This window comes from Pseudomonas sp. 1L-B-1-E-C1, assembly GCF_057291835.1.
The window spans coordinates 258,070-279,660 of record NZ_JBXAWN010000005.1 but is presented as its reverse complement, the minus strand read 5'-3'; the positions used below and the strand labels follow the sequence as shown (position 1 = coordinate 279,660).

The following is a 21,591-nucleotide window of genomic DNA, read 5'->3' as shown; positions in this document are numbered from 1 at the left end:
GCGATCACTCGCCTTGGCGTGAAACAGGAGTAGAGCGGCAATGGCAGAGAGCAGATATGCGCTCACGTACGCCGGTGAGAGCAGCGATGCAACGGACGGATTTTCGTTGCCCGACAACCTCGGCAAACCGCTGCAGGATTTGAACGTGACACTGGCTCTGGCAAGCGTGGATATTCGTTTGCTGACCCAGGAACACATCAAACTGCGCGAGTTGTTGGTGAGCCAGCAATCGTTATTCAAGGTCGTGGCGGCGGCCCCGGCAGCCAACAGTGAGACGAAGTCAAAGCTCAGGGCAGAGGTTGAGCAGCGCTCACCACCAAAAGCCATGCAAGCAGCGATGGCGCAGCAGACCTCACTGTCTGAACTCAATCGAGTGGTGAAACTGGATAAGGATGAGCTCGCAGCGCTGTCACAGGAAACCCTGCGGATGGCCAGCGAGAAACAGGTTGCTCCCAGTGGTGCAACCGCCGTCGATTTGCTGCAAGTACAATTGGCTGCGGCCAGGTCCGGAGTTGGCGAAGGACTTGAACCCGAACGTAAAGTTGCCGCGTTGACCGACTTCGCCCGCGACGCAGCGATCAACGCATCAGCATTCGGCGTTGATGTGAAAACAGCCAGCGAGATGCTGCTGGCCTGGCAGTCAGCGATGAACCTCGATCGTGGCAAAAGTCAGAGCCTGGCCGATGCGACCAACTATCTGGGGCACAGCACGCTGGACGCCAAAACTGCGGACATCGGCTCTGTCGTGCAGAACGTGGGTGAAAAAGCTGTTGCCGGGGGGCTTACGCCCGAGCAGGTCGCGGCATTGGCCGCAGCGTTTTTGAACAGTGGTGTCGACAGATCCGCAGCGGGAGCCGGGCTCACTGGTTTGATCACCCTCCTTGCCAAAGCGGACACGGCCACGGATGAGCAGCGCACTGCCTGGACTTCGCTAGGCGACGGACTGGGGCCAGAGGCTGTCGCTACAGGGATGAAGACCGATGCGTCGGCGACCATTGTCAAGGTAATGGAAGCCTTCAAGGGCAAGAAGCCTGAAGAGAAGGAGGCGTTGACCAAGACTCTTTTCGCTGGCAACGACGCCATTCTTGAACTGCTGAAAAAACCTGAGGATGTGACCAAGGCGTTCGGTCTGCTGACTGTGCCGAATCCCGAAGCTGCGACGAAGCTCGATTACGCCGGGTCAGTCGGCAAAGACGCCGAGCAATTGGGAAGTACCTCGCAAGGACGCTTCAATGCGCTGGACGCCAGTGGTACGCGGTTGTCTACCGCCGTTGGCGGAGCCATGACCAACGCGTTCGATGGTGTGGTCGTCTCACTGGATGCTGTCGCCAGTGGCATGGCCCGTTTTGCCGAGGAGCAGCCCAGGGCGACGGCGGCCCTGCTCATGCTGGGCGGCGTTATTGCCTTGTCCCGGGGTGCGCAAATCAAAGCAGCCACGGTCTCGGTCATTCGCGGTGCGGCGACAAAATTGCTGACGACGGCAGGCGCCGGTCCCCTTATCGATGTTCTCGACCAGCCAGCCGACGCTGGCAAATCGGATAAACCGGATGAACCGGATAAACCGAAGAAACCCGAAAAAGGCCGCAAGCAAGCTAACCGCAAGGCCCCGGTCAAGCGCTCATCTGTCGCGCCACGGACATCTGCGCAACCACCGCCGACATTGGGCAGCCGTTTCACAGACGCCAAAGCCTTGGCCAGGGGGTTCAGCAAAACCAACGCATTGCTGACCGTGGCCACCGCTGCTCCCGACGTGATCAAGGGGCTGCAGGAAGGTGATAACAAACTGGTCGGCGGTGCGTTGGGTTCAGCTGGGGGCAGCCTGGCAGGTGGTTATGCCGGTGCTTTGGCTGGCGCGATGATCGGCAGTGTCATCCCGGTCATCGGCACAGCCATCGGTGGTGTGGTCGGCGGTATCGTTGGCAGCACGATGGGCAGTATGGGCGGCTCGTGGCTCGGTGAAAAACTGGCTCCAGCGTCCGACAAGCTTGCCCCTCCAGCAGACATCGCCAAAGGATTGCCAAGTGCTCAGACGCAAAATCAACAAGTCACTTTTTCGCCGTTGATCCAAGTGACTTGTCCGGCACCGGACACGGCCGAACAAATTCGCACGATCATCGGCCAGCAACTGAACGGCCAGTTCCACGGGCAATTCCTGCCGCTATTGACCAACAACCCCCTCGCCACCCGCCGCGACGCAGCCCTGACCGATGGAGTCGCCTGATGAAACAACAAATGGCACTGGGCAGTTTCATCTTTGGCCTGTCGCGCAATTTTGCGTACCACTCGCTGCTGCGCAAATCCGATGGCGGCTGGACGGAAATACAGATCCTCACCAGCAAACCCAAGTCCAGCCAGACCGGCCAGAAGCCCGAAACCCTGACCATCAGCGGCAAGTCGATGTACGCCGTGGCCATGGATCGGCTCGATGAATTGCGCGCGCTCCAGGCACTGCGTACTCCGCTGCCGTTGATCGACGGCATCGGTCGCAACTGGGGTTTGTGGCGGATCAACTCAGTTCAGGAAACCCAAGGCCAGATCATCGATGACGGTACGGCGATGGTGGTCGATTGGGTCATCGAGTTAGCGGAGTTCAACAATGCGTAAAGCACGAAGCGTGGCCGGTGATTCGGTGAATCTGCTGCTCTACCGTGAAACCGGACGCAGTGATGACGCCGCCGAAGAAGCACTGTGGAAGCTCAACCCGAACCTGGCCGAACACGGGCCGGTTCTGCCTGCTGGCGTCTGGGTCGTGCTGCCCGAACTGGATGTGAAATCCGCCGTGATCAAGGCGGCGACGGCCTGGGATTAAGGAGGCGGCATGGCACTGGGATTCACGCCCGCAGTAAATATCTACGGGGCCAACGCGGCCCTGCTCAATCAGCGCCTGATCAGTTGGGAGCACATCGACGCCGCCGGTTTTGAATCCGATCAACTGACGTTGACCATCGATCTTGAGGGCCTTGAAGGGTTGCCGAGTCTGGGCGGAAAAATTGGGCTGGAAGTCGGTTATCGGGAAACCGCAATGGTCGATAAAGGCCTGTTCAAAGTGACGCGTCTGACGCCGACACTGTTTCCGTTTCGCCTGACCCTGGTGGCCACGGCGGCGCCGTTCAGCCCAGACGACGACACCGGTTTCAAACAGCGGCGCACGGCCAGTCACGGCCCGACTACTTTGGGTGGCCTGTTTCGTAAGCTGGTCTCGGCGCACGGTTTTTCGCCACGGGTCGCGCCTGAAATTTCGTTGATCCGGATCGAGCACATCGACCAGTCCAACGAGACTGACATGGGCTTCATCACGCGTCTGGCGAAAAATTACAACGTCGTCGCCAAGCCTTACGGCGATCTGTATGTGCTGGCGCGGCCTGGGCAGACCAAATCCTTGTCGGGGCAAATTCTGCCGGACGTGACACTGTCGGTCACCCACAACAACCGCCCCGGCGATCACGCCTTCATCAGCGCCACGCTGGAAGAATCTGCCCGCGAGCAGGCCAAGGGCTGCAAGACCTGTTTCTGGGATGCGGCGGCCGGGGTGTTGCGTTGGGTCGAAACGGGCGTAGCACCGTTCAAGACCTTGCGCCAGAAGCAGCCCAGCGAAGCCGATGCGATCGCAGTAGGCGAGGGCGAAGTGCGCAAGATGTTGCGGCAGAAGTACAAGGTGAAAATCACCTGCCCGGGTGATCCACGCCTGGCCGCCGAAGGTCTGGTGTTGCTCGATGAGAGCTGGCCGGACTTCATGCGCGGGCGCTGGTCGATCGACAAGGTCACCGCCAGTGGCAGTCGCGAGAACAGCTATCGCTGCCTGATTGATGCATCGGGCCTGGACCCGAAAGCTGAACAGTAATCCTGAACCGAGTGCATATTCCTGTGGGAGCGAGCCTGCTCGCGAAAGGGACGTCAGCTTCAGCATAGATGTGACTGATCGACCGCTTTCGCGAGCAGGCTCGCTCCCACAGGGACTGCGGCGTCCTCTGTAATTTCTCTTACTTCGGAAAACCCCCATGAAGATCACCCCGATCCTCACGCAACTGCGTGGGCAATGCCCTGGGCTTGCCAATCACATTTCGGTGGGCGTCGACCTGGCTCTGCTGCAAGGCAACCCGAGTCTGCCGACGCCCTCGGCCCACATGCTGCCTGTGGCCGATCTGGCCAACAGCAGCACCACTCAAAACCTCATCACCCAACCGATCCGCGAGCGCTTCGAAATCGTCCTCGCGCTTGACGCCACCGACGCTACAAAAGCGCTGGATCTGTTGCACGACCTGCGCGCCGAACTGTGGCGCGCGCTGGTGGGTTTCAAGCCTGACGCCGACTACAGCGCCATCGTTTACGACGGCGGCGAACTGGTGTCGATCAACAGCAGCCGCGTGTTTTATCGGCTGCGTTTTTATGCCGAGTTCCAGCTTGGCCGCAATCTGCCCGGTCAGCCTGCGGAGAGTTGGCACGAACGCGAACTGGACGGTTTGTCGTCCTTTACCGGGGCCACGGTGCGGGTCGATGCGATCGACCCGGCCGACCCCAACCTGCAACGCCCGGGCCCCGATGGCCGGGTGGAAATGACTTTCTCTGGAGACGTAACCCCATGAGCAACCGCATCACCGTACTGCCGGCCGCCGGCCGTGTCGTACCTGACCCGGAGGCGGGCGATCTGCTGCCGGCCGAAGGCCGTGAAGTGCTGGACAGCGCCTGGTGGCGCCGGCGTCTGGCCGACGGCGACATCACACTCAAAACCGCAAAAGCGGCTAAACCACAGGGAGCCAAATAATGGCGATCGGATTCAGCAACATCCCGGCGGACATTCGTGTGCCGCTGTTCTATGCCGAAATGGACAACTCGGCCGCCAACAGCGCGACCTCGGCCATGCGCCGTTTGATTGTCGCGCAGGTCAACGACAATATTGCCCCGACTGAAGTCGGCAAACTGGTGCTGGTCTCCAGCGTGGCGCTGGCGAAAAGCATCGGCGGCCAGGGCTCGATGCTCGCTTCGATGTACGAGACCTTCCGCAAGGCCGACCCGATCGGCGAAATCTGGTGCCTGCCGCTGCACAACACTGAAGGCGCCATCGCCAAAGGTGTTCTGACCCTGACTGGCACCGCAACTCAGGCGGGCATGCTCAACCTGTATGTCGGCGGCGTGCGTGTGCAGGCCACCGTGGTCAATGGCGCCACCGCCGCGCAAGCGGCCACCGCACTGGCGCAGAAAATCAACGCCACTGCCGACTTGCCGGTGAGCGCTGCCGCTGCCGAAGCTGTCGTCACCCTGACTGCCAAGTGGACGGGTGACAGCGGCAACGACATCAGCCTGCAATTCAATCGCCTGGGCAAGAGCAATGGCGAAGAAACCCCGGCTGGCCTGACCACCGCAATCACCACCATGACCGGTGGCGCCGGTGTGCCGGATCAGATCGCCGCCGTCGCGGCACTGGGCGATGAGCCGTTCGAATTCATCGCTTTGTCGTGGTCCGATCTGGCCACTCTGAACACCTGGCAAGCGGTCATGGATGACAGCACCGGGCGCTGGTCGTGGGCCAAGCAACTGTTCGGTCACGTCTACAGCGCCAAGCGCGGTACCGTCGGCACGCTGGTCGCTGCAGGCCAGGCGCGCAATGATCAGCACATGACCATTCAGGCGCTGGAACCGGGCGTACCGCAACCGTTCTGGGTACAAGCGGCGGCACTGGCTGCGCGCACGGCGGTGTTCATCTCTGCCGACGCCAGCCGTCCGACGCAAAGCGGCAGCCTGCCGGGCGTTGACCCGGCGCCGGCGAGCGAGCGTTTCACCCTGACCGAGCGTCAGTCGCTGCTCAACTACGGCATCGCCACCGCTTACTACGAAGGCGGTTATGTGCGCATCCAGCGCTCGATCACCACCTATCAGAAGAACGCCTACGGTCAGGCCGACAACTCCTATCTGGACAGCGAAACCATGCACCAGTCGGCGTTCATCGTGCGTCGTCTGCAAAGCGTGATCACCAGCAAATACGGCCGCCACAAACTGGCCTCTGACGGCACCCGTTTCGGCGCCGGCCAGCCGATCGTGACCCCGGCGACCATTCGCGGTGAGCTGATCGCGCAGTACGCCAAGCTGGAACTGGAAGGCCACGTCGAGAATGCCGAACTGTTCGCCGAACACCTGATCGTCGAGCGCGACGTGCAGGACCCGAGCCGCGTGAACGTGCTGTTCCCGCCGGATTACATCAACGGTCTGCGCGTGTTCGCACTGCTCAACCAGTTCCGTCTGCAGTACGACGACGCGGCCTGATTTGCGCAGTCGACGTCAGCATTCAGCCCACCTCGCGTGGGCTTTTTATTTGAAGGGAGAAACACCATGGGTCAACTGATTGCAGGCACCTGCTACGTCAAGGTCGACGGCGCACAACTGACCATCAATGGCGGCTGCGAAGCCCCGCTGATGGCCGTCAAACGTGAAACCGTCGTGCCCGGTTTCTACAAGGAAACCGACATCGCGCCGTCGTTCAAAGTGACCGCGCTGCACACCGCCGACTTCCCGCTGAAGAAGCTGATCGAAGGCACCGATATCACCGTCACCTGCGAATTCAGCAATGGCAAAGTCTACGTGCTGGCCGGCGCCTACCTGGTCGAAGAGCCAGTTTCCAAGGGCGACGACGCCACCATCGAACTGAAATTCGAAGGCATCAAGGGGACCTGGCAATGAGCGGCGCCGTGAAGCTTCAGGTTGCGATCGAAGCCCACGGCGAGCCCCTGACCGAACTCGTTCTGCGCCGTCCGACGGTGCAGGAAGTGCGAGCGATCAAGGCGCTGCCGTACAAGATCGACAAGAGCGAAGAAGTCAGCCTCGACATGGACGTGGCGGCCAAATACATCGCCGTGTGCGCCGGCATTCCGCCGTCGTCGGTCAACCAGTTGGATCTGGCTGACCTCAACGCACTGAGCTGGGCCGTTGCGAGTTTTTTCATGAGTGCGGCGTCGGCGCCATCACCGACCTGATCGCCGTCGCCTATGACCTGGCCTGGTTCTGGAAGGTTGACCCCGAACAGATGATGGCCAGGCCACTGGATGTGCTCCGCGAATCGCTGGAGCACGCGCAACGGATCAACGCGATGCAGCAGGTGCAGTGATGGCAGACGAAGAGAAGAAAACCCCGAAACCGGTGCTGATCACCGGCATCGATGAACTCTCGCCCAAACTGGGCGCCCTGCGCGTGAAGGTCGAGAGTTTCAAAAACAATCTTGAGCAGACCGGCCTCGGCAAACTGGACATCAGTGGTCTGTTCAAGGGCGGCAGTGTCATCACGCCGTTTGTGGAAGGGATCAAATCGGCAGCGGCGTTTCAGGGCAAACTGAGCGAGGTCAGTGACACGGCGAAAACCGTCGATCTGCCCGCCGCGCCGAAAATCGCGACGCAGAACATGAACGTGTTCAGTGCGTCGATGGAAAAGGTTTCGGCCTCGGTCGACGCCGCGCTGGTGCCAGCCGTCGGGGCGCTGGTGGTTGGCCTGGAGCCGGTGCTGACTCAGGTCGGCAGCCTGCTCGCCGACAATCCGCAACTGGTCGAAGGCCTGGCGGCGGGTGCCATTGCCTTCTCCGCCATGCAAACCGCCGTCACCGGTATGACCCAGGTGATGGACGTCATGAGCATGGTGCTCAAGACCAACCCGATCATGCTGATCGCCATGGGCATTGCCGTGGCCGCCGGTCTGATCGTAGCCAACTGGACACCGATCAGCGCGTTCTTCACAGGGATGTGGGAAAGCGTGAAAAACGCCGGGGCGAGTGCGATGGCGACGTTGCGCTCGATACTCGACTGGCGACCGCTGGCGGCCCTGGCGGCGTTGTGGGAACCGCTCGGCGGGTTCTTTTCGGGCGTCTGGGACAAAGTCAAAGCAGTCACCGCGCCGGTGACTGACTTTTTGCAATCGGTGTTTTCCTGGTCCCCGGCCGGAATGATCATGAACAACTGGGGGCCGCTGACCGGCCTGTTCTCGGCGATCTGGGAATTGCTCGAGGCCTTGAGTGTGCCGGTGATGGCGTTTCTCAGAAACCTGTTCGATTTCTCGCCGATGCAGATGATTACCGATGCGTGGGGTGGTGTCGTGACGTTCTTCGAACCGATGTTCACGACCCTGCGATCGGCCGTACAAAGCACCCGGGATATCCTGCGGACGCTGTTCGATTTTTTCCCGATGGAAATGCTCACCAGCGCCTGGGGTGGGATTGTCGGGTTCTTCGAACCGATCTGGATGACGCTGCAAACCTCTGTGCAGCGGGTCAGAGGCTTTTTCACCAGCCTGTTCGAATGGTCGCCGCTGGAGCAGATTGCCCAGTATTGGCAACCGATCGGGGAGGTCTTTTCGGCGATTTGGGGCGTTGTATTGGCACTGTCCGCGCCGGTCGTGGATTTTCTCCACAGCCTGTTCGAATGGAAGCCTCTGGATCAGATCATCGAGAGTTGGGGGCCGATCACCGAGTGGTTCGGCGAGTTGTGGCAAAAGCTGCAAACCGTCATCGCGCCGATCAAGGAATTGTTCGACGGCGGTTTTGCCGGATTGATAGCCAAGGTCACCGGCAAGGTCGAAACGCTGACCCAAGCGCAACGCCAGACCAATGCCGAAGGCAAGGGTGAGCTGGCGCCGGCGTTCTTCGGTGCCAGCCCGGCGCCTGCTGGCAACGGCACACTGCAAAGCGGTTCGTTGCCGCAAACCTCCAGCGCGCTGATTCAACAAAGCGCCGCCAACAACCGTACGCAACTCGAAGGCGGCCTGACCGTGCGCTTCGAAAATGCGCCGGCAGGCCTGCGCACCGAACAACCGCAAAGCAATCAACCGGGCCTCGCCGTGTCTTCGCGCATCGGCTATCGCTCACTGTCGATGGGAGGTTCCCAATGAACTGGCGTGACCGTTTGTTGCCGGCATCCTTTCGCGGTGTCGGCTTCTGGATCGACCAGGCGAAAACCCCGGTCGGTCGCAAAGGGCAGTTGCATGAATACCCGCAGCGCGACCTGCCGTTTTTCGAGGACCTCGGCCAGCAGGCCAAGACCCACGATCTGACCGCGTTCATCATCGGCCCCGATTGCCTGGAGCAGCGCGACAAGTTGCTCAAGGCGCTGGAGCAGGGCCGTGGCGAGCTGGTGCATCCGTGGCTCGGACGCCTGCAAGTCAAGGTCGGCGAATGCGACATGACCCACACCCGCCAGGACGGTGGGCTGGTGACGTTCGCATTGAAGTTCCATCCCGATCAGCCGCTGCCGTTTCCGACAGCCACGGTGAGCACGCAGAAAGTGCTGCTGGCCAAAGCCGACGGTCTACTGGGTTCGGCGGTGGCGCGTTTTGAACAGGCGATGACGTTGATCAAGGCTGCGCGGATCGGCATCACCAACCTGCGCAACAGCCTCACCGGCGTTTACGAGGTGATCAAGGAACAACTGAAACCGTTGATCGAGCAATACCGGCAGATCACCGAACTGGTCAAAGCCGTGAAGGAGCTGCCCAAGGAAGTGGCGGCAGAATTCAAGGGTTTGCTTGGCGATATCAAGGAGCTGAAAGCGTTCGCCAAGGAAGGCTACCGTGGCGTGATTGCCGACGTGTCGCAGCAACTCGAAGCGATTCGCAAGGCCGATGCGCCGAAGATCACCACCGGCAAGGACACCAACGCCGCAGCGCAAGCGATGGCCGATCTGGTGCAGGACACGATGCTGGTCAAAGTCGCGCAGTGGGTCGCGTCGATGCCGGTGGCGACCACGCCGGTGAAGCTGGCGTCGACACCGTCGGTGGCTCAACAGTCGACGTCGCCGGTCAGCCGTCAGGAAGTCCCCGTCAGCGATGACATGCAAGCCCTGCGCGCAGCGGTGACTGCCGCCATCGACCCGATGCTGGCGAAAGCCGGACCTGCGCACTTCCAGGCAATCAATGATGTCAAGGAAGCGCTGGTGGCTCATCTCAAAGCGGTGGCGTCCTCCGGCGTGCGGCAAGTCAGCAAATCGTTTCAGGAAAGCTTTCCGGCAGTGGTCGTGGCCTACAAGCAGTTCGGCGACGCCACGCGAGTCGAAGAAGTGACTCAGCGTAACGCGATTACCCATCCGGGTTTCTCGCCCAACGATGTGAAAGTCTCGCGGGAGTGACGCCATGAACGAGATGGACAATCACGTCACGCTGACGGTCAACGACATGGAATACGGCGGCTGGAAAAGCGTCGAAATCACTGCCGATCTGGAGCGTCAGTTCCGCACCTTCAAACTCGACATTACCTGGCAATGGCCGGGGCAGACCGTGGATCAAAGAATCAAACCGGGCGACCCCTGCGAAGTAAAAATCGGCAAAGATCTGGTGCTCACGGGCTACGTGTTCAAGGCGCCGATCCGTTATGACGGGCGGCAGATCAGTCTGACCATCGAAGGCAGTTCGAAAACCCAGGATCTGGTCGATTGCGCCGCGCGCAACCTGCCCAGCCAATGGCAGCAACAACCCTTGCTGAGCATCGTCCGCGATCTGGCGAGCGAATATGGACTGTGGGTCGTCAATGAAATCAGCGAAACCACTCGCCTGACCAAACACACGATCGTGCCGGGTGAAACGGTGTTTCAGTCGATCGACCGGCTGCTGTCGCTGCTGCGGGTGTTTTCTACCGACAACGAGCTGGGCCAGTTGGTGTTGGCCAAACCCGGTAGCGGCGGGCGCGCCAGCGATGCATTGGAGTTGGGAAAAAATATTCTGTCGGCCAATGCGCCGATGGATTTCAGCCAGGTGTTCTCCGAGTACCGGGTGATCGGCCAGCAGAAAGGCTCGGATGCGAAAAGCGGCGCGGCGGTCAGCGAAGTCGAATCGACGGCGGCGGATCTGAGCTTCAAACGCCGCCGCACCACGGTGATCAATGAAGGCACGCAACTGACCTTTGAGTTGGCGCAGCAGCGTGCCCAATGGGAAAGCGCCACCCGCATGGGCCGGGCGCAGACCACCACCTATCAGGTGCAGGGCTGGCGGCAGAGCAATGGTGATTTGTGGCGCCACAACACGCTGGTGAAGGTCAAGGATCCGGTGCTTGATTTCGATGGCGACATGCTGATCTCCAAAGTCACTTATTCGTTGTCGGCGCAGGGTTCGGTAACCACGTTGCAAGTGGCGCCGCCGCATAGCTTTGATGCCAATCCCACACCTCCAAAAACATCCTCATAGGCCCGGAAAAGATCGCAGCCTTCGGCAGCTCCTACAGGTGTACGCCGATCTTATGTAGGAGCTGCCGAAGGCTGCGATCTTTTGACCTCGGCCCGTTTCTTACGAGAACCAAGAATGAGCCTACTGACACGCCTGCTGGCGCGCGGCACTGTCGTGCTCGCCAATTCGGCTTCGAAACTGCAATCGCTGCAAATGCGCCTCACCGCCGGTGAAGTCAACGACGACCTCGAACACTTCGAACCCTACGGTTTTACCAGCCATCCGCTGGCTGGGGCCGAAGGGATCGTCACCTTCATCGGCGGTGACCGTTCCCACGCCATCGCTCTGGTCATTGCCGACCGCCGCTATCGCTTGCAAGCACTCGCTGCCGGTGAAGTGGCGATCTACACCGACGAGGGCGACAGGATTCATTTCAAGCGCGGGCGGATCATCGACATCGAAACCGCCACGCTGAATATCCGCGCCAGTAGCGCGGTGAACTTCGATACACCGGTCATCAACCAGACCGGCAAGATCGTTTCCACGGGTGATCAACTGGCCGGCGGTATCAGCCAGATCAAGCACGTCCATGTGGGCGTTCAGGCCGGTAATGGGCAGACCGGCGCGCCGGCAGGAGGCCAATGATGCTCATCAGCCAGAACCTACAAGCAGCACTGACCCGCGCCGTGCTCATCAGTCTGTTCACCTGGCGCCGCGCCGCCGATGACGACGCCCTCGATGACGAAGAGCGCTTCGGCTGGTGGGGCGACAGTTTTCCCACCGTGGCCGACGATCGCATCGGCTCGCGGCTGTGGCTTTTGCGCCGGGTCAAGCTGACCCGGCAGACGCAAATGGACGCCGAGTTCTATGCCCGAGAAGCCCTGCAGTGGCTGCTCGACGACGGCCACTGCAGCGCCATCGACATCATCAGCGAACGCCTCGACGCCCAGCGCCTGAACCTGCGCACGGTCCTGACCCTGGCCGACGGCGAACGTCTGGACATCAACCCCGATAACAGTTGGCAGGTGATCTATGCCGTTTGAAACCCCTTCGCTGCCGGTGCTGATCAAGCGCACCCAAAGCGACCTGGCCGGCGATTCGCTGCGCCAGTCCGATGCGCAAGTGCTCGCTCGTACTCTTGGCGGTGCTGCTTATGGCTTGTACGGTTATCTCGACTGGATCGCCGAGCAGATCCTGCCCGACAAGGCCGACGAGTCGACCCTTGAACGTATCGCCGCACTGCGCCTGAACCAGCCGCGCAAAGCCGCGCAAGTGGCTACCGGAAGCGTCAGTTTTACCGCCACTCCCGGCGCTGTGCTCGATATCGACACGCTGCTGCAAGCGAACGATGGCCGCACTTATAAAGTCACCACCGCGCGCACCACGGTCAATGGCAGCAACAGCACCACGATTGCGGCGCTGGAGGCCGGCAGCCTCGGCAACGCTGAGGGCGGTCTGACGCTGACCCCGGTACAACCGATTGCCGGGATTGTCGGCAATAGCTTCGTGGTGCTGGCGCCGGGCCTCAGCGGTGGCGTGGCCCGTGAAAGCCTCGAGTCACTGCGCTCGCGGGTCATCCGTTCCTACCGCGTGATTCCCCACGGCGGCGCGGCCAGCGATTACGAAACCTGGGCACTGGAAGTGCCGGGTGTGACGCGGGCGTGGTGTCGTGGCGGCTTGCTCGGTCCGGGCACGGTGACCGTGTTCATCATGCGCGACGACGATCCGCAACCGGTGCCCAACGATGAGCAACTGGCAGAGGTTCAGGATTACCTCGAACCGCTGCGCCCGGTCACCGCCCAGGTGCATGTGCAGCGACCGGTGCAAGTGCCGGTGGTGTATCGCTTCAAGAGCGTCAATCCGGACACCACCGCCGTGCGCGCCGCTGTCGAAGCGCAGTTGCGCGATCTGCACAACCGCGAGGCCGATCTGGGTGTGCCGTTGCTCATCAGCCATATCCGCGAAGCCATCAGCAGCGCTGGCGGTGAGTACGATCACACGCTGACCGCGCCAGCCGCTGACGTGCCGGCCGGGCAGAGCGAACTGCTCACCTTCGGAGGCTGCATATGGGGGGCATAAGAACCGCCGCGCAATACCAGGCGCAATTGCGCGCCTTGCTGCCCAGCGGCCCGGCGTGGGACCCGGAACGGGTACCGGAGCTCGAAGAAGTGCTCGAAGGTGTCGCCGTCGAACTGGCGCGCCTTGATGCCCGCGCCGCCGACCTGCTCAACGAAATGGACCCGGCCGGCGTCAGCGAACTGGTGCCCGACTGGGAACGCGTCATGCAACTACCCGACCCGTGTCTGGGCGCCACACCGCTGTTCGACGACCGCCGCCTGGCCGTACGCCGCCGTCTGCTCGCAGTCGGCAGCCAGGCCGTCGGCTACTACCTCGACATCGCCAAAAGCCAGGGTTACCCCAACGCCAGCATCACCGAACACGAAGCGCCGCGCATGGGCCGCGCCCGTTTCGGCTCAGCCCATTGGGGCACCTGGGAAGCGCAATTCATGTGGACGCTCAATACCGGCGGCCGCCTGCTGCTCGGCCGGCGTTACGGCGCAAGCTACTGGGGCGAGCGCTTCGGCGTCAACCCCGGCTCAGCACTGGAATGCCTGATCCACCGCAGTGCGCCAGCGCATACCAAGGTGCATATCAACTATGACTAGGGAGGAATGAGGGATGGATTATCCGAATAGTGTGCCCAGTGCCGGGTTGGTGAACGGCAAGTTTGTTGATGAGAACCCGATGACCGGAACGCCGGGATCGTTGATTCCGGCGGACTGGGGTAACGGTGTCACGTTGGAGATTCTCAACGTGATCAATGCGGCCGGGCTGACCCCGGACGAGAAGAAATACGATCAGTTGTTGCAGGCGATTCAATCGGTAACCGCCAAGGGCTGGAACCAGGATCTGGCGCTGCCGCTGGCGGCGCTGCCACTGCCTACAGTTGCCACCGCCGATGCACGTCTGCCGGTCAGTCCGGCTGCGGCCTCAACCAGTGGCGGCCGGGTTTCGATCGCAGCGGGAACCTTTATCAGTCTCGGTCAGGAAGTAGTGGCCGGCCAACTCGGACGTTCGCGCACCTTTGTGACGGCGGCGTGGAGCAGCGCGGACCTGCTGCCCAGCAGCCATTACTTTCTGCGAGCGCAAGTTGTCGCAGGCGTACTGACGCCCTACACGCAACGCGGTGGCATTCATGACGTGGTGCCTGACTCGCTGAAAGGTACGGTCAACGGCGCTGCCGGCGGCGGTTTTCAGTCCACGCCTCTGGACATGTGCCTTGCGTGGGTAATAACCGGAGCACCCGGTTCGGTGCCGGTTGTGCGGACCATATACAACCGCGCACGTTTGACCTGGACGCAAACGGTAAACGGTACCGGCGCAATATTTTTACCGCTCGACCCCCATGCACGTGCGGCACGACTGGTCGCCGGTAACCCGACGCCATCGTCGACGGCGGTCACCTCAGTCGCCTTTCCATCCACCGGTTGGGCAGGAGGCAACTACTGCTTCCTGTCGCCGATCCTGACGGGCAGTTCGAACAACCCGGGAGGATGGAACCCGGCAACGGTTTCACCGTGCGTATTGTTCACCAACAACATCGTCAATGACGTCACGGTTTCAACTCTGGCAGCCAGTTTCGACCATGCCAACTTGCGCTCGCTGTGGCAGTGCTATCAGGCCGAACACAACCTGGGCCAATCGAATGCCGACAGCGATGAGCTATTGCTGAGCATGGGTATCAAAACCCATCCACTCACTGATTACAGCGTGGGCATTGCCATCAACTTTTCCGACGCGGTGAACGTACAGTTTTCGTGGGAGCTTATTCGATGATCGTTATTCAGGAACTCCATCAGTGCGACGGTGAGTTGCGCCTGCCGCAACCGTCGGCTGCGCACGAGTGGGATGGGCAGAGCTGGATTTTCGATGCAGACAAGCAGATTGCGCTGGATCTGCAGGAAGCCGAACGCCTCTGCACCAAGGTTGACGCCACTGCCGACAGCGCTCGCAACGCACTGGCAGGCGACCCGCTCAAAGCCATGGAGTACGCACAGGCAGCCGCAGACGCTCAGGCTTTTCAGGACGCCGGTTACCCGAAAAAAGAAGTCCCTCTCGCAGTTGCCGCGTGGGTCGTCAAAGGTCGCACGGCCAAACAGGCGGCGGAGCAGATTCTCGCCAAGGCCGAACAGCTGACTGACCATTTGCTCACTCTGCGCACTTTGCGCCTGAAGGCCAAAGCGCAGATCCGCGCGCAGGCGGGCAAGGGCAAGATCGATCTGGCGCGCAGCGCGGCCGATGAAGCCTTGATTGCCATTGGCGAACTTGCCAGCGATCTTTCCAGCTAACTGATATCTCGTCCCGCTTCACCCAAGCCCACTTCGATGTGGGCTTTTTATTTTCCGAACCAGACCTGTGTTTGCCGGTGCGCAGGCACGGCTCATTTGTCATTTCACAGGAACGAACAACATATGGACTATCCAAAAAGCGTCCCCAGCGTCGGCCTGGTCGACGGCCGTTTCGTCGATGAAAACCCGGTGGCGGGGACGCCGGGTTCGTTGATTCCCGCTGCATGGGGCAACAGCGTCACCCAGGAAATTCTCAACGCGATCAAGGCTGCGGGGCTGACGCCTGATGAAGCCAAAACCGACCAGTTGGCAACGGCCATCGGAGCCTTGGTCGACTTCACCAAACTGAAAAACACCCCGACGACATTGGCTGGCTACGGCATCACTGATGCGGTGGGGCGGCTGCTGGCGGTCAGGCAGTTCGAGAAAGTCGGGATTACGCTTTACAAGCCAAACCCCAAAGCCAGACGGATCCACGTGCGGCTGGTCGGTGCGGGGGGGAGCGGGGGCGGGTGCTTGCCCGTTGCCGCCGGCTACCATGGTATTGGCGGCGGCGGAGGCTCTGGAGCCTTCGTACAAAGCCTGTATGACGTAACTGCGGAAATACTTGCAGGCGTGCCCGTGACGCTGGGCGGCGGCGGTGCCGCGAGTAACGTGATGGGGCTGCCCGGCGGAGGTGCTTCGTTCGGCACCTACATGAGCGCTGCGGGCGGTGGAGGCGGGCAGGTTCTCACCATCGCGGTAACTGCCACAGCCGTTGGTTTCGTTCAGGGCGGTGCCGGAGGACAAGCCGTCACAGGCGGCAATCTTGCCAATGCTCGGGGCGTATCCGGTGAATACGCGATGTACAACGCCAATTGGGGCGTCCTCTCGGGGGCGGGCGGTGCCAGCCCGTATGACGGTGGCGGTACGCGAGTGGGGGTTAACGGGATTGGCATCGCCGGCGGGCGCGGTTCCGGCGGCAGCGGCTCCTGTTCAACCAACGCTTCGGCTGCCGTTCTCAGCGGCGCCGGCGGCAACGCCTTCTGTGAAATCTGGGAGTACGAATAATGGCCATTTATGCACGGGTCGAGAACGGCGTGGTCATCGAACGGATAGACACGGGTGAGTACGCCATCAGCCAGCTGTTTGCCCCGACCTTCGTAGAGACGATGGTTCAGGTGCCGGAGGGTCAAGAGGTCGAGATCGGCGCGCCGATCGGCGAGTTTCCGACGGTCGCCGAACCACTGCCTGCACAGCAGAGCCGGGTGGTGACTCAGGCGCCCATTGTCGCAAAAGAGGAACCCGTGATCGCCGCCCGTGCCTGGCGTGAAGCGTCTCTCAACGCGAGCGAATGGCTGGTCACGCGACATCGCGATGAACAGGAACTGGGGCGCGGCACATCGCTCAAGCCCACGCAATACCTGGAACTGCTCGAGTATCGACAGGCATTGCGGGACTGGCCTGATTCGCTGCTTTTCCCGGCGGCAGACTCTCGGCCGGCAACACCGTTATGGCTGACCACTGCCATTGGTTGAGGCCAAGCCAACACAACATTTCGTTCAAGGAGAGAAACATTGGACTACCCGAAAAGTGTGCCCAGTGTCGGTCTGGTCAATGGCCAGTTTGTCGATGAAGACCCCATTGCCGGAAAACCCGGTTCGCTGATTCCGGCGACTTGGGGCAACAGCGTCACGCAAGAAATTCTCAACGTCGTTCAGGCGGCCGGGATGGCGCCGAACGAGGCATCGAACAATCAATTGTTGGCTGCGCTCCGCAGTCCGGCGTTGTTCATGACCGCTGCGCAGTTCGATGGCGGACGCTCGGCGGCAACAGCCGAGTTTGTGCAGCGGGCGCTGGGCAGTTACGCCAGTGCTCGGGGGATAACCGCTGCCACACAGTTGACCCAGGCCGATGTCGGCTGCTCGATCGGTCTGGGTGGTAATGCGACTTATACAGTGACGCTTCCGGATGCGGGTGCTCCCACGGTGCCGAGCGGCGCCACGATCAGTCTGCATTGCCGTAATAACGCACCCGTCACCGTGGCCAGTAAAACCGGCGCGCAGATCAGCCCCCAAGGGGGCTATCTGACGTCGATCGTGATGAACAATGGCGAGAGTGCCAACTTCGTCAAAGAGTCTGGAATATGGGTGGTTTATGGCACTGCTGCGCTGAAGTACTCGGCTAACGCTGCGGCGCAATTCGGCACGACAGGCTATCAACGGTTTCCCAGCGGTTTGATCGTGCAGTGGGTGATCGGCGGAAGTGATGCGAACGGCTACATGTCGGTGTCGTTGCCCATCATGTTTCCCAATGCTGTCCTTGGCGGTATCGCCAATGAAGGCAATCCGGGAGGTTGGAGTGGCTCAAACGTAACCGTTTGGGCCTTCGACGGGGGAAGCTCGACGAGAACGACAGCCGCCGCTCGGGTGCGCAATGTCCTCGCTTCAAGTGTAAAGGCAGATGCCGGTATTTCCGGTCGCATACTGGTTTGGGGGTACTGACCATGGTTATTCACTTTTACGCACAGACACTCGGATTCGATCGGGTCGAAAACCCCGGTCCGGCGTTACCCGAAGGTGCGGTGGAAATCACCCAGGCGCAATACGCCGAGCTGTTTGCCGGACAGGCGAGCGGCAAAGTCATCAGCGCCAGTGCCAGTGGTCAACCCGTTTTGACCGACCCCGTCGTTTCTCCTGCCGCGCTGGCCAGCCACGAGCGCGCATGGCGCAATCACGTCCTGCAAAACACCCAGTGGCTGGTGTTTCGTGATGCCGAAGAGCTGGAAGTGGGTGAGGGCACAACATTGCAGACCGAGGAGTTCAAAGCACTCTTGGCCTATCGGCAGGCGCTGCGCGATTGGCCCAATCATCCGGACTTCCCGGATGCCCGTTCACGCCCGGTCGAACCTGACTGGCTTGAAGGTTTGCTAGGCGCCAGTGCTTGAGCGGTTCGCCCTCCAACCAAGGATAGATATAGATGGATTACCCAAAAAGCGTTCCAGGCTCTGGCCTGGTCAACGGCAAGTTCGTTGACGAGGACGCCATCGCTGGTACGCCCGGTTCGTTGATCCCGGCGAGCTGGGGCAACAGCGTTACGCAGGAAATACTCAGCGCCATTACCGCAGCGGGGTTGAGCCCGGACGAACAGCAGACTGATCAATTGGCTCAAGCGATCCGGCAGTTGTCCAGACCCGATCCGATGCAGCAGTTTCCGGTGCAGGTTTATCGCAGGAATCTGCTGATCAATGGCGGATTCGATATCTGGCAACGCGGGACGACTAATCAGGCGCCGAATGTCGGCGGCTATGTGGCTGATCGTTTCCGTTGCGACTGGAACGGAAATGCGGCTGTAGCTATCAGCCAGCAAAGCTTCGTCCCGGGGCAAACCGAGGTAGCCGATGAACCGACCTATTTTCTGCGCTGGCAGCAAACCGTTGCGGGGGTTGGTGCAACGCAGCACAAAATTTCCCAGGCCATTGAATCGGTGCGAACACTTGCAGGGAAACCGGCCACGGTTACTTTCTGGGCGCGTTCCGATGCGCCGCGCATCTTGAGAGTCGCTATTGCGCAATTTTTTGGCGAAGGCGGTTCGGAACCTCTGACAAAAGCGGTGGGTGCTTTTCAGTTGAATACTGCCTGGACAAAATACACCACGACATTTCAAGTACCGTCCATTGCAGGAAAAATGCTTGGTACTAACGATCGCCTGAGACTGGAATTCGACCTGCCACTCAACCTTGTGCAGACAGTCGATCTAGCTCAGGTACAGTTGGAAGAAGGACCTGTTTCCACACCTTTTGAATACCGTCCGGCCGCTGAGGAGCTGCTGCTTTGTCAGCGCTACTTCGAGAAGTCTTTCGCTAACCGTCTGCCGGTTCAGGCAAATAACGGCGCCACTACTTCCATTCTTTCCTTCACCCAGTCGGCGGGGGCCAATGCTAGTCAATATGGTCTGGCTATAAACATGCAGATACAGAAAAGGGTGCAGCCTACTGTTGTGCTTTATTGCCCCGGAAATGCAAGCAACCAAGTCTGGAATTTCACGGTACAAACTGCGTGTACGGCAACTGTTGTAAACGGTGTAACACAGCGGTCGTTTGCGATTGGCACCATCACGCCCCCTAACAGCGCGCCCGGTAACGGGCTGCAGATTGAATGGACAGCAGACGCTGAGCTCTAGGAGTGTCCCCATGACTTATCAACTGACGGCTTGCGGCGTATTGCGCTTGCAGGATTCAGCCTTCATTCCACAGGACCCTACCAATCGCGACTGGGCCGAGTATCAGGCGTGGTTGTCATCGGGCGGGCAGGCGCTGTCATTGGACGAAACACCTGAGGCGGCTGCGGGCACCCTGAAAACTCTGGCAAATAAATGGCTGGCAAGCATCAGCCGTCAGCCGTGATTCAATCGGGCAACATCCAGGGAGGATCAAGCAGCATGCAAATAACTGAAAAACACCTTATCGACATCATGCCTAACGCCCGCTCCCAAGCGGGCGTTTTTGTTTCGCCACTCAACGCCGCCATGGCCAGGCAACGCATCGACACGCCAAAGCGCATCGCTGCGTTTCTGGCACAGGTCGGCCACGAGTCGGGCCAATTGCGTTACGTGCGCGAACTGGGCAATAACCAATACCTGAGCAAATACGACACCGGCACCCTGGCGCTGCGTCTGGGCAATACGCCCGAGGCGGACGGCGACGGGCAAAAATACCGGGGGCGAGGGCTCATACAAATCACCGGTCGCGCCAACTATCGCCAATGCAGCCTCGGGTTGTTTGGCGATGAGCGCCTGTTGGCGTTGCCCGAGTTGCTCGAGCAACCGCAATGGGCTGTCGAATCGGCGGCATGGTTCTGGGCGCAGAAGGGCCTGAATGAACTGGCCGACGCGGACCAGTTCAACACCATCACCCGGCGAATCAACGGCGGGTTGAATGGCTTGCAGGATCGTCTGGAAATCTGGGCGCGGGCGAGGGCGGTGCTATGTCCGGCTCCTGGCGGGTGATTGGCCTGTTGCTGCTGGTTGCCGGCGCTTTCGCGGCGGCATGGCAGTTTCAGGACTGGCGCTACGGGCGGCAATTGGCCGAGCAGGCGCGGTTAAACGCCGAAACGCAAAATCAACTGACACAAGCTGCTGCGAACGCGCAACAGGCCGAGCAGGATAAGCGCCTGGCGCTGGAGCAACGACTCGCGGCCAGTGAACAAACCCATTATCGAGCGCTGAGCGATGCCCAACGTGATCAGGATCGCCTGCGCGATCGCCTTGCTACTGCTGATGTGCGCCTGTCAGTCCTTCTCGACGCCGGCGACATTGCCCCAGGCTGCAACGTGCCAGCCACCGCCGGCGCCAGCGGCGTGGATTCTGCAACCGTACGCGCCCGACTTGACCCGGCGCATGCTCAACGAATTATCGCCATCACCGACACCGGCGACCGTGGACTGATTGCGTTGCAGGCCTGTCAGGCCTATGTCAGAGCGCTGGCGCCCGAACATTTTGAATGATTCTGTGTATTGAAAGCGCGTCCGGCTCGTGTACGGTGAAGGCATTCCACACGATCCGGAGCTCGCCGTGAAAGAGACCACCCAACTGGCCGCCGAACTGGGCCGACGTCTGCAAGTGCTCAATGCCCACGTCACCACCGCCGAGTCTTGCACCGGCGGCGGGATTGCCGAAGCGATCACGCGGATTCCGGGCAGTTCGGCCTGGTTTGAAGCCGGTTACGTGACGTACTCCAACCGGCAGAAAACCCGCCAGCTGAATGTGCCGGCTGATTTGTTCGAGACAGTAGGGGCGGTCAGTCGCGAAGTGGTCGAGGCCATGGTGCGCGGTGCACAGCAGCACAGCCTCGCGCATTTTGCCGTGGCGGTCAGCGGTGTTGCCGGTCCCGACGGCGGCACGCCGAACAAGCCGGTGGGGACGGTGTGGCTGGCCTGGGGGGTTGGCGACGAGGTTTACAGTGAGGTTCAGCACTTCCCCGGCAACCGTGATGAAGTCCGCCGACAAACGGTGAAGGCCGCGCTAGAGGGGCTTGTGCGACTAGCGGCACGAGAAATCGAAAATCAGGGGTAGGCGATCTTCGAACGCTGTGGAATAATACTGGCTACTTATACAGGTGTTGGCCGTCAGGCCTTATTGA

27 protein-coding genes are annotated in these 21,591 nt (G+C 60.7%); all 27 read left to right on the top strand.

The window, feature by feature from the left end; genetic code table 11:
* Window positions 1–40 precede the first annotated feature (40 nt).
* The 27 genes from AC0Z4S_RS11420 (at window position 41) to AC0Z4S_RS11290 (ending at window position 21,524) form a co-directional block, all read left to right on the top strand.
* Window positions 41–2,221 (top strand): phage tail tape measure protein, encoded by a 2,181-nt coding sequence (locus tag AC0Z4S_RS11420; RefSeq protein ID WP_485623056.1) that lies wholly within the window; start codon window positions 41–43, stop codon window positions 2,219–2,221.
* Window positions 2,221–2,604: a phage tail protein gene (locus AC0Z4S_RS11415; RefSeq protein ID WP_471877316.1), complete on the top strand. Its 384-nt coding sequence runs from the start codon at window positions 2,221–2,223 to the stop codon at window positions 2,602–2,604. The genes AC0Z4S_RS11420 and AC0Z4S_RS11415 overlap by 1 nt, the downstream gene beginning before the upstream one ends.
* A complete protein-coding gene (locus AC0Z4S_RS11410; RefSeq protein ID WP_485623055.1) occupies window positions 2,597–2,809 on the top strand; it encodes a tail protein X in 213 nt (70 codons plus the stop codon). Before AC0Z4S_RS11415 ends, AC0Z4S_RS11410 begins: the two co-directional genes overlap by 8 nt.
* A 9-nt stretch (window positions 2,810–2,818) precedes the next feature.
* On the top strand, window positions 2,819–3,841 hold the full coding sequence (locus AC0Z4S_RS11405; protein ID WP_485623053.1) for a phage late control D family protein: 1,023 nt from the start codon (window positions 2,819–2,821) through the stop codon (window positions 3,839–3,841).
* Window positions 3,842–3,998: 157 nt separating this feature from the next.
* Window positions 3,999–4,583: a phage tail terminator protein gene (locus AC0Z4S_RS11400; protein ID WP_485623051.1), complete on the top strand. Its 585-nt coding sequence runs from the start codon at window positions 3,999–4,001 to the stop codon at window positions 4,581–4,583.
* Window positions 4,580–4,762, top strand: coding sequence for a DUF2635 domain-containing protein (locus AC0Z4S_RS11395; protein ID WP_253499664.1), 183 nt, complete (start codon window positions 4,580–4,582; stop codon window positions 4,760–4,762). Before AC0Z4S_RS11400 ends, AC0Z4S_RS11395 begins: the two co-directional genes overlap by 4 nt.
* Complete coding sequence (locus AC0Z4S_RS11390; protein WP_485623050.1) at window positions 4,762–6,258, top strand: phage tail sheath subtilisin-like domain-containing protein; 1,497 nt, start codon at window positions 4,762–4,764, stop codon at window positions 6,256–6,258. The genes AC0Z4S_RS11395 and AC0Z4S_RS11390 overlap by 1 nt, the downstream gene beginning before the upstream one ends.
* Before the next feature lie 66 nt (window positions 6,259–6,324).
* Window positions 6,325–6,672, top strand: a complete 348-nt coding sequence (locus AC0Z4S_RS11385; protein WP_007908779.1) for a phage tail tube protein — start codon at window positions 6,325–6,327, stop codon at window positions 6,670–6,672.
* Entirely contained in the window at window positions 6,669–6,965 is a 297-nt protein-coding gene (locus tag AC0Z4S_RS11380; RefSeq protein ID WP_007908778.1) for a phage tail assembly protein, read from the top strand. The genes AC0Z4S_RS11385 and AC0Z4S_RS11380 overlap by 4 nt, the downstream gene beginning before the upstream one ends.
* Window positions 6,966–7,095: 130 nt before the next feature.
* Complete coding sequence (locus tag AC0Z4S_RS11375; protein WP_485623048.1) at window positions 7,096–8,862, top strand: phage tail protein; 1,767 nt, start codon at window positions 7,096–7,098, stop codon at window positions 8,860–8,862.
* Window positions 8,859–10,094, top strand: a complete 1,236-nt coding sequence (locus AC0Z4S_RS11370; protein ID WP_485623047.1) for a DNA circularization protein — start codon at window positions 8,859–8,861, stop codon at window positions 10,092–10,094. The genes AC0Z4S_RS11375 and AC0Z4S_RS11370 overlap by 4 nt, the downstream gene beginning before the upstream one ends.
* Before the next feature lie 4 nt (window positions 10,095–10,098).
* Window positions 10,099–11,145: a phage baseplate assembly protein gene (locus AC0Z4S_RS11365; protein WP_485623046.1), complete on the top strand. Its 1,047-nt coding sequence runs from the start codon at window positions 10,099–10,101 to the stop codon at window positions 11,143–11,145.
* A gap of 114 nt (window positions 11,146–11,259) precedes the next feature.
* Window positions 11,260–11,769: a phage baseplate assembly protein V gene (locus AC0Z4S_RS11360; RefSeq protein WP_116658366.1), complete on the top strand. Its 510-nt coding sequence runs from the start codon at window positions 11,260–11,262 to the stop codon at window positions 11,767–11,769.
* Window positions 11,769–12,167, top strand: a complete 399-nt coding sequence (locus tag AC0Z4S_RS11355; protein WP_485623044.1) for a phage GP46 family protein — start codon at window positions 11,769–11,771, stop codon at window positions 12,165–12,167. The genes AC0Z4S_RS11360 and AC0Z4S_RS11355 overlap by 1 nt, the downstream gene beginning before the upstream one ends.
* Window positions 12,157–13,203: a baseplate J/gp47 family protein gene (locus AC0Z4S_RS11350; protein WP_485623043.1), complete on the top strand. Its 1,047-nt coding sequence runs from the start codon at window positions 12,157–12,159 to the stop codon at window positions 13,201–13,203. Before AC0Z4S_RS11355 ends, AC0Z4S_RS11350 begins: the two co-directional genes overlap by 11 nt.
* Window positions 13,191–13,790 (top strand): YmfQ family protein, encoded by a 600-nt coding sequence (locus tag AC0Z4S_RS11345; RefSeq protein ID WP_253499682.1) that lies wholly within the window; start codon window positions 13,191–13,193, stop codon window positions 13,788–13,790. Before AC0Z4S_RS11350 ends, AC0Z4S_RS11345 begins: the two co-directional genes overlap by 13 nt.
* Before the next feature lie 13 nt (window positions 13,791–13,803).
* Window positions 13,804–14,961: a phage tail protein gene (locus AC0Z4S_RS11340; protein ID WP_485623041.1), complete on the top strand. Its 1,158-nt coding sequence runs from the start codon at window positions 13,804–13,806 to the stop codon at window positions 14,959–14,961.
* Window positions 14,958–15,473 (top strand): phage tail protein, encoded by a 516-nt coding sequence (locus AC0Z4S_RS11335; RefSeq protein WP_485623040.1) that lies wholly within the window; start codon window positions 14,958–14,960, stop codon window positions 15,471–15,473. Before AC0Z4S_RS11340 ends, AC0Z4S_RS11335 begins: the two co-directional genes overlap by 4 nt.
* 123 nt (window positions 15,474–15,596) lie before the next feature.
* Entirely contained in the window at window positions 15,597–16,523 is a 927-nt protein-coding gene (locus tag AC0Z4S_RS11330; RefSeq protein ID WP_485623039.1) for a glycine-rich domain-containing protein, read from the top strand.
* Window positions 16,523–16,990: a phage tail assembly chaperone gene (locus AC0Z4S_RS11325; protein ID WP_485623037.1), complete on the top strand. Its 468-nt coding sequence runs from the start codon at window positions 16,523–16,525 to the stop codon at window positions 16,988–16,990. The genes AC0Z4S_RS11330 and AC0Z4S_RS11325 overlap by 1 nt, the downstream gene beginning before the upstream one ends.
* Before the next feature lie 39 nt (window positions 16,991–17,029).
* Window positions 17,030–17,956: a gp53-like domain-containing protein gene (locus AC0Z4S_RS11320; RefSeq protein WP_485623036.1), complete on the top strand. Its 927-nt coding sequence runs from the start codon at window positions 17,030–17,032 to the stop codon at window positions 17,954–17,956.
* Window positions 17,957–17,958: 2 nt separating this feature from the next.
* Window positions 17,959–18,399, top strand: coding sequence for a phage tail assembly chaperone (locus tag AC0Z4S_RS11315; RefSeq protein ID WP_485623035.1), 441 nt, complete (start codon window positions 17,959–17,961; stop codon window positions 18,397–18,399).
* 32 nt (window positions 18,400–18,431) lie between these two features.
* Window positions 18,432–19,634 (top strand): carbohydrate binding domain-containing protein, encoded by a 1,203-nt coding sequence (locus tag AC0Z4S_RS11310; RefSeq protein WP_485623034.1) that lies wholly within the window; start codon window positions 18,432–18,434, stop codon window positions 19,632–19,634.
* Between the two features lie 10 nt (window positions 19,635–19,644).
* On the top strand, window positions 19,645–19,857 hold the full coding sequence (locus AC0Z4S_RS11305) for a hypothetical protein (RefSeq protein ID WP_485623033.1): 213 nt from the start codon (window positions 19,645–19,647) through the stop codon (window positions 19,855–19,857).
* A 35-nt stretch (window positions 19,858–19,892) separates the two neighbouring features.
* Window positions 19,893–20,459, top strand: a complete 567-nt coding sequence (locus AC0Z4S_RS11300; RefSeq protein ID WP_485623032.1) for a glycoside hydrolase family 19 protein — start codon at window positions 19,893–19,895, stop codon at window positions 20,457–20,459.
* Entirely contained in the window at window positions 20,438–20,956 is a 519-nt protein-coding gene (locus tag AC0Z4S_RS11295) for a lysis system i-spanin subunit Rz (protein WP_485623030.1), read from the top strand. The genes AC0Z4S_RS11300 and AC0Z4S_RS11295 overlap by 22 nt, the downstream gene beginning before the upstream one ends.
* 67 nt (window positions 20,957–21,023) lie before the next feature.
* On the top strand, window positions 21,024–21,524 hold the full coding sequence (locus AC0Z4S_RS11290) for a CinA family protein (RefSeq protein WP_485623029.1): 501 nt from the start codon (window positions 21,024–21,026) through the stop codon (window positions 21,522–21,524).
* Window positions 21,525–21,591: the final 67 nt, after the last annotated feature.

What these genes read in the sequence shown, in the direction of transcription:
- AC0Z4S_RS11420 (WP_485623056.1), top strand. Translation starts at nt 41, where the DNA reads ATGGCAGAGAGCAGATATGCGCTCACGTACGCCGGTGAGAGCAGCGAT.
- AC0Z4S_RS11415 (WP_471877316.1), top strand. Translation starts at nt 2,221, where the DNA reads ATGAAACAACAAATGGCACTGGGCAGTTTCATCTTTGGCCTGTCGCGC.
- AC0Z4S_RS11410 (WP_485623055.1), top strand. Translation starts at nt 2,597, where the DNA reads ATGCGTAAAGCACGAAGCGTGGCCGGTGATTCGGTGAATCTGCTGCTC.
- AC0Z4S_RS11405 (WP_485623053.1), top strand. Translation starts at nt 2,819, where the DNA reads ATGGCACTGGGATTCACGCCCGCAGTAAATATCTACGGGGCCAACGCG.
- AC0Z4S_RS11400 (WP_485623051.1), top strand. Translation starts at nt 3,999, where the DNA reads ATGAAGATCACCCCGATCCTCACGCAACTGCGTGGGCAATGCCCTGGG.
- AC0Z4S_RS11395 (WP_253499664.1), top strand. Translation starts at nt 4,580, where the DNA reads ATGAGCAACCGCATCACCGTACTGCCGGCCGCCGGCCGTGTCGTACCT.
- AC0Z4S_RS11390 (WP_485623050.1), top strand. Translation starts at nt 4,762, where the DNA reads ATGGCGATCGGATTCAGCAACATCCCGGCGGACATTCGTGTGCCGCTG.
- AC0Z4S_RS11385 (WP_007908779.1), top strand. Translation starts at nt 6,325, where the DNA reads ATGGGTCAACTGATTGCAGGCACCTGCTACGTCAAGGTCGACGGCGCA.
- AC0Z4S_RS11380 (WP_007908778.1), top strand. Translation starts at nt 6,669, where the DNA reads ATGAGCGGCGCCGTGAAGCTTCAGGTTGCGATCGAAGCCCACGGCGAG.
- AC0Z4S_RS11375 (WP_485623048.1), top strand. Translation starts at nt 7,096, where the DNA reads ATGGCAGACGAAGAGAAGAAAACCCCGAAACCGGTGCTGATCACCGGC.
- AC0Z4S_RS11370 (WP_485623047.1), top strand. Translation starts at nt 8,859, where the DNA reads ATGAACTGGCGTGACCGTTTGTTGCCGGCATCCTTTCGCGGTGTCGGC.
- AC0Z4S_RS11365 (WP_485623046.1), top strand. Translation starts at nt 10,099, where the DNA reads ATGAACGAGATGGACAATCACGTCACGCTGACGGTCAACGACATGGAA.
- AC0Z4S_RS11360 (WP_116658366.1), top strand. Translation starts at nt 11,260, where the DNA reads ATGAGCCTACTGACACGCCTGCTGGCGCGCGGCACTGTCGTGCTCGCC.
- AC0Z4S_RS11355 (WP_485623044.1), top strand. Translation starts at nt 11,769, where the DNA reads ATGCTCATCAGCCAGAACCTACAAGCAGCACTGACCCGCGCCGTGCTC.
- AC0Z4S_RS11350 (WP_485623043.1), top strand. Translation starts at nt 12,157, where the DNA reads ATGCCGTTTGAAACCCCTTCGCTGCCGGTGCTGATCAAGCGCACCCAA.
- AC0Z4S_RS11345 (WP_253499682.1), top strand. Translation starts at nt 13,191, where the DNA reads ATGGGGGGCATAAGAACCGCCGCGCAATACCAGGCGCAATTGCGCGCC.
- AC0Z4S_RS11340 (WP_485623041.1), top strand. Translation starts at nt 13,804, where the DNA reads ATGGATTATCCGAATAGTGTGCCCAGTGCCGGGTTGGTGAACGGCAAG.
- AC0Z4S_RS11335 (WP_485623040.1), top strand. Translation starts at nt 14,958, where the DNA reads ATGATCGTTATTCAGGAACTCCATCAGTGCGACGGTGAGTTGCGCCTG.
- AC0Z4S_RS11330 (WP_485623039.1), top strand. Translation starts at nt 15,597, where the DNA reads ATGGACTATCCAAAAAGCGTCCCCAGCGTCGGCCTGGTCGACGGCCGT.
- AC0Z4S_RS11325 (WP_485623037.1), top strand. Translation starts at nt 16,523, where the DNA reads ATGGCCATTTATGCACGGGTCGAGAACGGCGTGGTCATCGAACGGATA.
- AC0Z4S_RS11315 (WP_485623035.1), top strand. Translation starts at nt 17,959, where the DNA reads ATGGTTATTCACTTTTACGCACAGACACTCGGATTCGATCGGGTCGAA.
- AC0Z4S_RS11310 (WP_485623034.1), top strand. Translation starts at nt 18,432, where the DNA reads ATGGATTACCCAAAAAGCGTTCCAGGCTCTGGCCTGGTCAACGGCAAG.
- AC0Z4S_RS11305 (WP_485623033.1), top strand. Translation starts at nt 19,645, where the DNA reads ATGACTTATCAACTGACGGCTTGCGGCGTATTGCGCTTGCAGGATTCA.
- AC0Z4S_RS11300 (WP_485623032.1), top strand. Translation starts at nt 19,893, where the DNA reads ATGCAAATAACTGAAAAACACCTTATCGACATCATGCCTAACGCCCGC.
- AC0Z4S_RS11295 (WP_485623030.1), top strand. Translation starts at nt 20,438, where the DNA reads ATGTCCGGCTCCTGGCGGGTGATTGGCCTGTTGCTGCTGGTTGCCGGC.